Source organism: Bradyrhizobium sp. ORS 375 (genome assembly GCF_000239775.1).
Lineage (GTDB): Bacteria > Pseudomonadota > Alphaproteobacteria > Rhizobiales > Xanthobacteraceae > Bradyrhizobium.
In genome coordinates this window covers 1-11,867 of sequence record NZ_CAFI01000236.1, presented here as the reverse complement: position 1 = coordinate 11,867, position 11,867 = coordinate 1, and the positions used below count along the sequence as shown (strand labels likewise).

The 11,867-nt window shown below is 64.9% G+C and carries 12 protein-coding genes; 5 read left to right on the top strand and 7 right to left on the bottom strand.

Annotated features, from left to right (window positions below; translation table 11 throughout):
* Positions 1-263 precede the first annotated feature (263 nt).
* Positions 264-2,120, bottom strand: a complete 1,857-nt coding sequence (aspS, locus tag BRAO375_RS18890; protein WP_009029060.1) for an aspartate--tRNA ligase — start codon at positions 2,118-2,120, stop codon at positions 264-266.
* Positions 2,121-2,376: 256 nt separating this feature from the next.
* Between aspS and BRAO375_RS18885 the strand changes: the two genes are divergently transcribed.
* From BRAO375_RS18885 to BRAO375_RS38100, 3 genes are all read left to right on the top strand, one after another.
* Positions 2,377-3,852 (top strand): protein adenylyltransferase SelO, encoded by a 1,476-nt coding sequence (locus BRAO375_RS18885; RefSeq protein ID WP_009029059.1) that lies wholly within the window; start codon positions 2,377-2,379, stop codon positions 3,850-3,852.
* Positions 3,853-4,263: 411 nt separating this feature from the next.
* Positions 4,264-5,412: a ribonuclease D gene (rnd, locus tag BRAO375_RS18880; RefSeq protein ID WP_009029057.1), complete on the top strand. Its 1,149-nt coding sequence runs from the start codon at positions 4,264-4,266 to the stop codon at positions 5,410-5,412.
* Positions 5,413-5,783: 371 nt separating this feature from the next.
* A complete protein-coding gene (locus tag BRAO375_RS38100; protein WP_175345339.1) occupies positions 5,784-5,960 on the top strand; it encodes a hypothetical protein in 177 nt (58 codons plus the stop codon).
* Between the two features lie 20 nt (positions 5,961-5,980).
* Here BRAO375_RS38100 and BRAO375_RS18875 read toward each other — a convergent pair whose 3' ends face one another.
* From BRAO375_RS18875 to BRAO375_RS18865, 3 genes are read right to left on the bottom strand one after another with little or no spacing between them, the layout of a single operon-like run.
* The gene (locus BRAO375_RS18875) at positions 5,981-6,562 is read right to left on the bottom strand and encodes an isochorismatase family protein (RefSeq protein WP_009029056.1); all 582 of its coding nucleotides are present in this window, start codon (positions 6,560-6,562) and stop codon (positions 5,981-5,983) included.
* On the bottom strand, positions 6,559-7,182 hold the full coding sequence (locus BRAO375_RS18870; RefSeq protein ID WP_009029055.1) for a GNAT family N-acetyltransferase: 624 nt from the start codon (positions 7,180-7,182) through the stop codon (positions 6,559-6,561). Before BRAO375_RS18870 ends, BRAO375_RS18875 begins: the two co-directional genes overlap by 4 nt.
* Positions 7,169-7,810, bottom strand: a complete 642-nt coding sequence (locus BRAO375_RS18865) for a hypothetical protein (RefSeq protein ID WP_009029054.1) — start codon at positions 7,808-7,810, stop codon at positions 7,169-7,171. The genes BRAO375_RS18870 and BRAO375_RS18865 overlap by 14 nt, the downstream gene beginning before the upstream one ends.
* 55 nt (positions 7,811-7,865) lie before the next feature.
* Between BRAO375_RS18865 and BRAO375_RS18860 the strand changes: the two genes are divergently transcribed.
* Positions 7,866-8,909, top strand: a complete 1,044-nt coding sequence (locus BRAO375_RS18860; protein ID WP_035641107.1) for a LysR family transcriptional regulator — start codon at positions 7,866-7,868, stop codon at positions 8,907-8,909.
* Positions 8,910-8,913: 4 nt separating this feature from the next.
* On the opposite strand, the gene BRAO375_RS18855 is transcribed toward BRAO375_RS18860, so the two are convergent.
* The gene (locus tag BRAO375_RS18855) at positions 8,914-10,050 is read right to left on the bottom strand and encodes an autotransporter outer membrane beta-barrel domain-containing protein (protein ID WP_009029052.1); all 1,137 of its coding nucleotides are present in this window, start codon (positions 10,048-10,050) and stop codon (positions 8,914-8,916) included.
* A 362-nt stretch (positions 10,051-10,412) separates the two neighbouring features.
* Here BRAO375_RS18855 and BRAO375_RS18850 point away from each other — a divergent pair, with 362 nt between their 5' ends.
* On the top strand, positions 10,413-10,622 hold the full coding sequence (locus tag BRAO375_RS18850; RefSeq protein ID WP_006613451.1) for a cold-shock protein: 210 nt from the start codon (positions 10,413-10,415) through the stop codon (positions 10,620-10,622).
* A gap of 218 nt (positions 10,623-10,840) precedes the next feature.
* Here the strand turns inward: BRAO375_RS18850 and purN are convergent, their stop codons facing one another.
* Both purN and BRAO375_RS18840 read right to left on the bottom strand, forming a co-directional pair.
* Complete coding sequence (purN, locus tag BRAO375_RS18845; protein ID WP_009029050.1) at positions 10,841-11,494, bottom strand: phosphoribosylglycinamide formyltransferase; 654 nt, start codon at positions 11,492-11,494, stop codon at positions 10,841-10,843.
* 13 nt (positions 11,495-11,507) lie between these two features.
* Positions 11,508-11,867, bottom strand: a 360-nt coding sequence (locus BRAO375_RS18840) for an AIR synthase-related protein (RefSeq protein WP_244423218.1), incomplete at its 5' end; no start/stop codon positions are given.

Sequence of the window (11,867 nt, the reverse complement as noted above, 5' to 3'; positions counted from 1 at the left end):
CATGGGCGACCTTATGGGCCTCATTGTCCTGGCCCGTTGCACACCCGCGGCGGGTCGACGCCATGTCCCTCCTCCCGCATCCCAGCGGGAGAATTCGACTGACCAAAGCGGACGTTCTGGCGACGGAACCGTGACGAGAGCGGACCTACTCGGTGGAGTCACGGGGATGAATGAGCCGCGGCGGCTTTGCCCGCCTTATCTCGATCGTTCGTAGCCCGGATGTCGCTGCGCTCATCCGGGCTACACGCAGTCGCTGTCGCGACCTACTTGTTCGGCAGGTTGGTCCTGATGTGCAGCTCGCGGAGCTGCTTGGTCGAGGCTTCCGAGGGCGCGCCCATCAGGAGGTCCATGGCCTGCTGGTTCATCGGGAACAGCGAGATCTCGCGCAGATTGGTGGTGCCACAGAGCAGCATCACGATGCGGTCGACGCCGGCGGCCATGCCGCCATGCGGCGGGGCGCCGTATTGGAAGGCGCGGTACATGCCGCCGAAGCGGTCGACCACCTCCTGCTCGCCATAGCCCGCAATCTCGAACGCCTTCACCATCGCTTCCGGCTTGTGGTTGCGGATGCCGCCGGAGGCGATCTCGTAGCCGTTGCAGGCGATGTCGTACTGGAACGCCTTGATGGTCAGCGGGTCCTTCGTCTGCAGCGCCTCGAGGCCGCCCTGCGGCATCGAGAACGGGTTGTGCGAGAAGTCGACCTTCTTGTCGTCCTCGTTGTACTCGTACATCGGGAAGTCGACGATCCAGGCCAGCGCGAAGCGGTCCTTGTCGATCAGGTTCAATTCCTCGCCGACCTTGGTGCGGGCAAGGCCCGCGAACTTCCAGAACTTGTCGGGATCGCCGGCGACGAAGAAGGCGGCATCGCCATCTTTGAGATTCAAGGCTTGCCGAATAGCTTCGGTTCGTTCCGGTCCAATATTGTTAGCGAGTGGGCCAGCACCTTCGAGAATCCCATGCTTCTCGAAGTATTCGGCCTGCTTCTCTTGCGGCAATTTGTCGAATAGTTTCGCGTCGACGAGTCCAACAGGAAGGGTCTTGCGCCACATGATGTAGCCGAGGCCGGGCTGGCCTTCGCCTTGCGCCCACGAGTTCATGCGGTCGCAGAACGCACGGCTGCCGCCGCCCGGTGCGGGGATCGCCCAGACCTGGTTTTTGGGGTCCTCGAGCATGCGCGCGAACACCTTGAAGCCCGAGCCGCGGAAATGCTCGGAGACGTCCTGCATCTCAAGCGGATTGCGCAGGTCGGGCTTGTCGGTGCCGTATTTGCGCAGCGCTTCGGCGAACGGAATGCGCGGCCAGCCCTTGGTGACCGGCTTGCCCTTGGCAAAATCCTCGAACACGCCGGTGATGACCGGCTCCATCGCCGCGAACACGTCCTCCTGCTCGACGAAGCTCATCTCGACGTCGAGCTGATAGAACTCGCCGGGCAGACGGTCGGCGCGCGGGTCCTCGTCGCGGAAGCACGGCGCGATCTGGAAGTAGCGGTCGAAGCCGCTCATCATCAGCAGCTGCTTGTACTGCTGCGGCGCCTGCGGCAGCGCGTAGAACTTGCCGGGGTGGATGCGCGACGGCACCAGGAAGTCGCGCGCGCCCTCCGGCGAGGACGCGGTCAGGATCGGCGTCTGGAATTCGAAGAAGCCCTGCTCCGTCATGCGCCGGCGCATGGAATCGATGATCGCGCCGCGGGTCATGATGTTCTGGTGCAGCCTGTCGCGGCGCAGGTCGAGGAAGCGGTACTTCAGCCGGATGTCCTCGGGGTAGTCCTGCTCACCGAACACCGGCAGCGGCAGCTCGGCCGCGGGGCCCAGCACCTCAATGTCGGCGACGTAGAGCTCGACCTGGCCGGTCGGCAGCTCCGGGTTCTCGGTGCCCTCGGGGCGACGGCGGACCTTGCCTTCCATGCGCACGACCCACTCGGAGCGCAGCTTCTCGGCCAGGCTGAACGCCTTGGAGTCGGGATCGACGACGCATTGGGTGATGCCGTAATGGTCGCGCAGGTCGACGAACAGCACGCCGCCATGGTCGCGGATGCGATGGCACCAGCCGGACAGCCGGACCGTCTCTCCGATGTTGCTGTCGCGGAGCGCGCCGCAGGTATGGGTCCGGTAGCGATGCATGGTCGTCCTGAATGGTCGGCGTGAGGAAAAGGGAATCGGCGCAGCCGTGAAGGGCGCATGGCCGAATGCGCGCAGGGTTTAGCCGAGCCGCCCCGGCGCGGCAACCGCAGGAACGCCTTTTCCGCCTCACGGGCCGGACGGCCGCCGCTGCCATTGCAACCGCTGCAGCTGCCGCCGAATTGAGCTGGCGCTGAAACGCTCATCTGGCCGCCGTTTGGGCTCGAAAAGCGGCGTTCTCGCGCTTATCTTGGGAGGTATGACCGTGCATTTCCCCTTCCAGAACTCCTACGCCACCCTGCCGGACAATTTCTTTGCCCGGGTGGCGCCGACGCCCGTCGCAGCACCCCGCCTGATCAAGCTGAACCGGCCGCTGGCCGAGGAGCTGGGCCTCAATCCCGCCGAGCTGGAGACGCCTGAAGGCGCCGAGATCCTGGCCGGCAAGACTGTGCCGGAGGGCGCCGAGCCGCTCGCGATGGCCTATGCCGGCCACCAGTTCGGGCACTTCGTGCCGCAGCTCGGCGACGGCCGGGCGGTGCTGCTCGGCGAGGTCGTCGACAGGAACGGCGTCCGCCGCGACATCCAGCTCAAGGGCTCCGGCCCGACCCCGTTCTCCCGCCGCGGCGACGGCCGGGCGGCGCTCGGGCCCGTGCTGCGCGAATACATCGTCAGCGAGGCGATGGCGGCCCTTCGCATTCCGACGACGCGCTCGCTGGCCGCAGTCGTCACCGGCGAGCAGGTCTATCGCGGCCTCGCGCTACCCGGCGCCGTCCTGACGCGGGTCGCGACCAGCCACATCCGGGTCGGCACGTTCCAGTATTTCGCCGCGCGCCAGGACGTCGAGGCGGTGCGCCGGCTCGCCGACCACGTCATCGGCCGGCATTATCCGGAGCTGGCCGGCACCGAGCGGCCCTATCACGCCCTGCTCGACGCGGTCATCAGCCGGCAGGCAAGGCTGATCGCCGACTGGCTGCTGGTCGGCTTCATTCATGGGGTCATGAACACCGACAACACCTCCGTGTCCGGTGAAACCATCGATTACGGCCCCTGCGCCTTCATGGACGCCTACGACCCCAAGCAGGTGTTCTCCTCGATCGACGAGTTCGGCCGCTACGCCTTCGCCAACCAGCCGCGCATCGCGCTGTGGAACCTGACGCGGCTGGCCGAATGCCTGTTGCCGCTGTTCGATGCCGACAAGGACCAGGCGATCAAGCAGGCCGAGGCCGCGCTCGACGGCTTTGCCTCCCAGTTCACGGAAGCGCATCAGGCAGGGCTGCGCCGCAAGCTCGGCCTGTTCACACAGGCGGACGGCGACCAGCCGCTGGCGCAGGCGCTGTTCGACGCCATGGCCGAGGCCAAGGCGGATTTCACCCTGACCTTTCGCAGGCTCAGCGACGCGGCGGGCAGCGGCGATCTCGGCGAGGTCCGTGCCCTGTTCGAGGATCCCGCAGGTTTCGATGAATGGGCGAAGCGCTGGCAGCAGCGGCTGGCGGCGGAACCGCAGACGCCGGCCGAGCGGCGTGAGGCGATGCGCGGGGTCAATCCAGCCTTCATTCCGCGCAACCATCGCATCGAGGCGATGATCACCGCCGCGGTCGAGAACAACGACTACGCCCCATTCGAGGAGCTGCATGCGGTGCTGGCAAAGCCCTATGAGGACCAGCCCGACAAGGCTGCTTATGCCGAGCCGCCGCAGCCCGAGGAGCGCGTGCTGCAGACCTTCTGCGGCACCTGACACGCGATCTTAACTCCCCGTCCACCATCGCCCGGACAGCGCCGCGGTCCTTAAGAAACGATCAACGCAGCCCCGACAAGTTGAGCCAACATGTCGGGGAGGTCGCGAAGGTGGACGCGCTGGTGTTCGAATTCATGGGTCTGGCGATGATCGCGCTGTGCCTGATCGTGCTCGCCGTTCCGTCCGCGCGCCGGCCCTCGGGCCGCGTCCGGCATCACTGAGCGGCCTATGCGGACCGGCCATCTGGCCGGCACCGTCAACCATAGAGCGATCAGCTGAGACACCGGCGCTTGCGTTCCGGCCGGTTTGGGCCGACAAGCGGGGACGAATTTCGTCCCGTACCCTTTGCCGACACCCTTGACTTGTCAGCGTTTTCGGACGACGGCGTAAGTGCCTCGTCATGGATCGTTCATGGACTTGATCACCACCACCGCGGATCTCGCGGCCGCCTGCGACCGCCTCGCAAAACACCCGGTCATCACCGTCGATACCGAGTTCCTGCGCGAGACCACCTACTACCCCCTGCTCTGCGTCGTGCAGATGGCGAGCGCCGACGAGGCTGTGGTGATCGACGCGCTCGCGGAAGGGATCGATCTGAAGGCCTTCTTCGAGCTGATGGGCAATGAGAAGGTCCTGAAGGTCTTCCACGCCGCCCGCCAGGACATCGAGATCATCTGGCACCGCGCCGGCATCGTGCCGCACCCGATCTTCGATACCCAGGTCGCCGCGATGGTGCTGGGGTACGGCGACAGCATCGCCTACGACCAGCTGGTCGAACGCATCACCGGTCACCGCCCCGACAAGACCCACCGCTTCACCGACTGGTCGCGCCGGCCGCTGACGAAGGAGCAGGCGCACTACGCCGAGGCCGACGTCACCCATCTGCGCGACGTGTTCGCCGCGCTCGATGCCGATCTGAAGAAGCGCGGGCGCAGCGACTGGGTCAGCGAGGAGATGGAGATCCTGACCTCGCCCAAGACCTACGACTTCCACCCGGAGCGTGCCTGGGAACGGCTGAAGACCCGCGTCCGCAAGCCGAAGGAACTGGCTGTTCTGATCGAGGTCGCCGCCTGGCGCGAGCAGGAAGCGCAGAGCCGTGACGTGCCGCGCAGCCGCGTGATGAAGGACGACGCGGTCGGCGACATCGCCACGCACGCCCCGACGACGATCGAGAAGCTCGGCAATCTGCGCTCGCTGCCCAAGGGGTTCGAGCGCTCCAAATGGGGTTCCGACATCGTCGCCGCCGTGCAGCGCGGCCTCGCCCGCGATCTCGCCGCGCTGCCCAAGCTGGAAAAGCCGCGCAACAATTCGAACGGGGCTGCGATCGTCGAACTGCTGAAGGTCCTGCTGCGCATGACCTCGGAGCGTCACGCCGTCGCCAGCAAGGTGATCGCCACCGTCGACGATCTCGAGCAGATCGCCGCCGACGACCACGCCGACGTCGCCGCGCTGCAGGGCTGGCGCCGCGAGCTGTTCGGCGAGGCCGCGCTGGCCCTGAAGCACGGCAAGCTCGCGCTGGCCATCGACAAGGGCCGCGTGGTCAGGGTCGACAGGCCCTGACCGTCATTACGGCAACTAATTACCTCCGATACTAAAATCAGGACAGACTGTTGCCCGGCGGAACTATCTGATCAGCAGAACTACGCGTATCACGTGCAAAGCATGAGCAGCACGTCATCCCGTGAGTTGACCCAGTTGATTGTCGGTTCGCCGCGGAGCGCCCAAGCTGCGAACGTCATTCGGAGCCGGCCTGCCCCCTCAACTCTGCCTCTATTGTCTGGGACACCTCGACCAAGGCCAACGAGAGGATGTAGGCGCTGGTCGGCAAGTCGAGCTGGCGCGCTTTCGCAATGGCCGCCTGGAGGCTGCTCGCCAGCTGTCTGAGCTCTTCCTCTCGGGTCATATCGCGTTCTCGTTCCTGGAGCTGCCGCGTGAGCAAAGACGATTGCGAACCGCCAGAACAGAAGCTGCTGCGGCTGCTGAGCGAAAATCCTGTTGATTTGCACGTCGTGGAGGCTCTTCGCCTTGTGGTTGCATTCAACAAGATCATCGCTCCGTCAGACCGGCGCATGTTGATCGAGCTGGCCGAACGGCTTGCCGCACGGTGAGCCGACGGCCGCGGCCGTGCTCACACCGCGAGCCGACCGCTGGCGCCGATCAGTTCGGCGCTATCGACGACGCCCGCGAAATTGCCGATCACCCGGGTCACGACCTGTTTATACGAGGCGGCGTCGCCGGCACACGCCTTGCGGCAGGCCACCGCATCCCCGATCACCTGATAGCGATGACTGCGATGGAACCCGTCGACGACCGTGCACAGAATGGTCTCGTCGAGCGAGAAGCCGAGCACGACGCAGCGAATGCTGCGCATGTTCGACATGTAGTCGGCGAACCGCGCCGAGCTGTAAGCCGACGGCAGCGGATGCTCGAAGGCGATCTCGCCGGGCCTCGGCTTGAAGTCGTCGAGCCAGTTCGTCAGGTTGGAGGCCGGGTTGAACCAGGCCGCCTGCGCGATCCGCTTGAGATGGACGACCGGCCAGAGATTGTCACGCCAGAGCGCGATCAGCTGCCGGCAGCGGGCCATGATGACGTCGCCGTCGGCGATCAGATGCTTGCGTCCCTCAGCAAGATACTCGCACTGCAGGTCGGCGCACATCAGGACCGGCGGATCCGTCTCGCTGCCGCCGAACAGATCGCGGTTCGACATCATGGCCTGGCTGCAGCAAAGTCACGCAGGGGCGAGGACGCCGGCCGGCCGGCCGAAAGGTCGAGCACGCCGGGCCGATCCCAGTCGCCCTCGGGACGGATGATCATGTAGGGATCGCTGTCGAGCGTAATCGCGTCGTCGCACGGCTCGAGATCCAGCACCATCTCCGTGTAGGAGAAGTCGGAGAAGGTGAGCTTGCGATTGTGGCCAAGCGGCTTGGCGCCGAAATGCGCCCAGAAGTCGACCAGGCGATCCTGCGCATGTCCATAGGCCTTCTTGAAGCCCTTGCGCCTGCAGTAATCGAGCGCCTCGCGCACCAGCTTGAACGACAGCCGCGACCGGCGATACTGGTGGCGGACCGCGAGCCGCTCGACCTTGGCGAACTCGCCGAAGAAGCGCACGCGCACGCATCCGGCCGGCTCCTTGCCGACGAAGCCTATGAAGTGCGCCGCGACGAGATCGTTGCCGTCGAACTCCTCCTCCATCGGGCAATCCTGCTCAGTCAGATACACTGCCGAGCGGATTGCGGTCACGAGCATCAGATCGTTCGGATCGCGCGCGATGCGCACCGTGATCGCGCGTGGATTCGATTTCGCCATCCGGGCTGAACTAATGCCGTGCATCTGCAAGACTCCCTTTTACTAAATTTGTCGTTGATTGAATCGGGGGGGCGATCATCTCGGGCAGCCGGTTCCACGGTCGCTGATACCACCAGAGATCCGGCTGAAAGCTTGCGAGAGGCGTGAAGCCCAGCGCGCCGAGAAAGGCCCGCCCTTCGGAGCTCGAGGGTTGCGCGTAATAATCGGCGGCCCGGTATCGCGGTCCGCGCAGCGCTTCCGCGACATTGCCGAGCCCGATCGCGCCGCGCCCCTGCGCCACCAGCGCCCAGACATAGATCGCGGACGCTTCTTCATCGGGCCGTGCCAGGTATCTGCGCGGCGGATCGTTCAAATTGAAATCATCCAGAAGCAGCGCATCGAGACCGGCCGAGTTCAAATAAAGGAACGCGACGCCGCCCAGCAGCCTGCTGCCGTGGCAGAGCACGAAGATTGACTCTGGATCGTACCGCAAGAATTCGGCAAGCTCGTGCTCGGACGCGCGCACGCCCGGAATTTCCCGCCGCGCCAGCGAAGCGAGCTCTCCGAGCCGTTCGGGTGTCACGGCTTGCGCCGTGATCAGATGAGTCCGCGGCAATGCGTCGAGCTGATGTCGATCTGAAAATTCAGTACTTCCGCGCTGCTGTTTCTGCATCTATGTTTCCAGCTTGGCTTTGATGACGTCATCATACTAGTCGGGGCTTGAGTGTATGCGGCAACATTTGCATCGGGGTGCTGCATCTACGCAGCGCGGGAAATCTGACGAAACGCTTAATGCTTCATGGGAAGATTTAAGAGCATTTCTGCTTTGTACGCGGCACCAGAGCTTCAGGAACGCCGCAGATGTTCTTGGCCTCACCGGCACCACTCTGATGCGCAAGATCGACCGTCTCGAGCACGAGCTCGGATGCAAGCTCTTCCTCCGCGATCAGTCCGGGCTGTCGCTCAGCGACGAAGGGCGCGCGCTGTTGTTCGACGTCGAGCAGATGGAACGGCTGAGCTTCAACATCTTCCGTCGCGCCGCGCTCTCGACCGAGGCGCGCGGATCGGTGCGCGTGGCGGTGACGGAAGGCCCGGGCAATTTCTGGATCCTGCCGCGGCTGATCGATTTCCAGCGCACCTACCGCAAGATCACGGTCGACCTGAGCTGCGCGATGCAACAGGCGGACGTCTCGCGCCTCGAGGCGGACATCTCGATACAGTTCGAACGGCCGACCAACCCGGACGTGATCGTCACCAAGCTCGGTCGGCTGCACATCTTCGGCTTCGTCTCTGAAGCCTATCGTGATGCTCATGGCGTGCCGTCATCGCTGGCGGACCTCAGGAACCATCGCATTATCAAGCAGCACGGCGTGCAGCTCGACGAGAGCGGCTATGCGCGCATCCTCGGACTGGATTCACTCGAGGGCATCGTCGGCATCTCCACCAATTCGAGCGTCGCCGTGCTATACGCCGTCGAGCGCGGCGCGGGGGTCGGATTCCTGCCGACGTCGGTGATCGCGCTGGGCGCACCGCTGGTTCCGGTCGATCTCGGCGTCAACTACCACATGGATCTGTGGCTGACCTATCACAAGGAGTTCCGCAACTCCGACCGGCACAAGGTCGTGATCGAGTGGCTGAAGCACATCTTCGATGCGAAGATTCATGCCTGCTTCCGCGACGAGTTCATCCATCCGTTGGATCTGGTGCCGCTGATGAGCAACTCGCGAGACGTGGTCGGTTTCGGCGGCTACGTCGCGCCCAAGCCGGTCTGATCGGCTACCATTTCAGCTCGACGCCAAACGTGCCCTGATGCGACTGCAGCGCGGAGCGGAGCTTGGCGTCGTAGTTCAAGTAGAGGCGCGCCGTGCTGCTGAGCGACAACGACAGCGCCGCACCGGTATCGGCGCCATAGCGCCCTTCGCCGAGTCCCTGAAGCGTGATGCTCTGTGCGCCGAGGCTGACGGTCACGGCGCCGAGATTTTGCGTGAAATTGTCGACGAACTTGCCGTAGGCCGAGACGTCGAGGATCTTGCCGTCGACGATGAAATAGCGACCGATCTCGGCGCCCGCCAGAACACGGCCGCGCTCGAGCGAGGTGCCGCTGACCGACAGCGGATCGAGACCGCCGGTTTCCTGGAACGCCGCGGTGCTGGCGCGGACATATTCGAAGGCGAGCTTCGGAACCACGCGACTCTCCCCGAGGCTCCAGTAATAGTCGAGCTCGGTCAGCACGCCCGTGAGATGAGCCCCATAGACTGAGCGCGTAGCTCCGAGAACGGTGTCGCGGCGCGCATTGATGCCGCCCGCGCCATGCACGATGGCCAACGCCCAGGTCCAGGGTCCGTGGTCGACCGAGGCGTTGAAGCCGAGCTGCGTCAGATCCAGCGTCGCCGACTGCAGCGCCAGCGGCACGTCGACCAGGGTCCGGCTCTGATCAACCGACAGGCCGACGTTGACGCCGGGCGCCAGGCGCATGCCGATACCGGCGACACCACCCCACGTCGTTCTCTTGTCGCCGACGAAATCGCCTTGCGCATCGGACCGCGCCGCCACACCATAGGCTTCGCCCCAGCTGCGATAACGCGGCTGCTCGGTTGCCTCCGACGCGCCGCCGCCGCCAGGATTGCTGCGCAACAATCGGCCGCCGCCAGAGGTCGCTTCACGACCCAGCCGCTGCAGGAACTGCGACCCGAGATCGAGCGCCGAGCGGCCGGACGAGAGATCGGAACTGATCGCGCCCGGAACGGGGCTGGGTGACGGCGTTGGCGTCGGGCTCGCTGTGATGCTCGGCAGGGTGACTGGCTCGGCGGCATTAGAGGGGGACGCAACAGCCCCGCCCGCTGAGACGAGCAGGATCGCGACGGCACGGCTGCGCGACCGCTCACCTCTTCCTGATCGGCATGCCCCGCGCATCGATGCCCGCCCGCCTCGTTCAAATACGCTTAAAACATTCTGCGACGATTTGCCCTGAGTTCCCTGCTCCGGTCAATCAGGATTGCCGCCGCGCCGCCGCACTGCAGGGCCTTGTGGTTCCACCGCCACAGCCTCGCAGCTGCAGCAGCGCTCGCGTCCGCGACTCCGCGACGCGTTCTCATCAGTTTGCCAAACTTGATATCGCCGGAAAATCGTGTTGCAATCTCCGGCACAATCGGATTGGCCGTTCGACTGTGCGTTTCGTAGCTACGGAAATAGAGCAGATCCCGGGAAGCCCGTTTGTGGCGTGGCACGCGATGAGCGTGGCCGCGTCTTTTTTTCGTCTAGACGAGGAGACAGCGATGCCGACCCACAAAGGCAGCGTGAAATGGTTCAACCCGACCAAGGGGTATGGCTTCATCAAACCGACCGGCGGAGACAAGGACGTGTTCGTCCACATCTCGGCCGTCGAGCGTGCAGGACTCACCACGCTCAACGAGAACCAGGCGATCGAATACGATCTGGTGGAAAGCCGCGGGAAGACGTCGGCTGAGAACCTCAAGCTCTCTTGAGGCGCCCCGGCGCACGGCGTGTTGACCGCGCCGTTCTCGACAACGAAGTTCGCGCAACACCAACGCCGCGCGGATGATTAGACTTCGTCAGCCCTTGATGTGCCCCCGGCCCTGCCGGGGATTTTTTTGTCCGACAGCAGGCTGGATTAAGCTACGCACGACCGTCTGTGCGGAGAGAACCATATTAGTTGGAGTCCAACAGACGAAACTTAGAGCAACTACGAGACCATCGGCCAGATCATCACCTGGTCCGCCTGCTCCGCAGCCTTCGTCCGGCAGAGATCGCCTTCCAGCCGCACCTGATCCCTCGCCAGCAGCTTCAGCGCTTCAGGATAGATGCGGTGCTCGACGCCGAGAATGCGCTCCGACAGCGCGTCCGGCGTATCGTCGTCCCTGACCACGACGGCGCCCTGCATCACGATCGGACCCGCATCCGTTTCCGGGATGACGAAATGCACCGTCGCACCGGACAGCTTGACGCCGGCACGCAGCGCCTGGCCGTGCGGATCGAGGCCGGGAAACGACGGCAGCAGCGAGGGATGGATATTCAGCATCCGGCCATACCAGCGTTGCACGAACTCGGCGGTGAACAGCCGCATGAAGCCGGCCAGGCAGATCAGCTCGATGCCGCGCGCATCGAGCGCCGCCTGCAGCTTCGCCTCGAAGCCCGCGCGGTCCTTGCCGAACGGCTTGCTTTCGATGACCTCGACGGCGACGCCGCTCTCCGCCGCCTTCTGCAGGCCGGCGGCATCGGCGCGGTTGGAGATCACCACCGCGATCTCGGCCGGGAAATCCGGTGCCGCCGCCGCGCGGATCAGCGCGGCCATGTTGGATCCACGGCCGGAAATCAGGATCGCGACGCGGCGCTTCATCGGCTTGCCCGTCTCACAGCGCCAGATCGAGGGCGCCGGTGTAGATCACGCGCTCCTCGCCCGCGGCGGCGACGACCTCGCCGAGCCGCGCGACATGCTCGCCATTGGCCTTGAACACCTCGGTGACGGCCTCGACCGCGTCGGCCTTGACGATCACGATCATGCCGATCCCGCAATTGAAGGTGCGCAAGAGCTCGCGCTCGGCGATGCCGCCCTGCTCGGCCAGCCATTTGAACACCGGCAGCACCGGCAGATGCGTCAGGTCGATCGAGACGCCGAGATGCTTCGGCAGAACGCGCGGAATGTTGTCGGTGAAGCCGCCGCCGGTGATGTGCGCAAGCCCTTTCACGGCACCGGTCTCGCGGATCGCGCG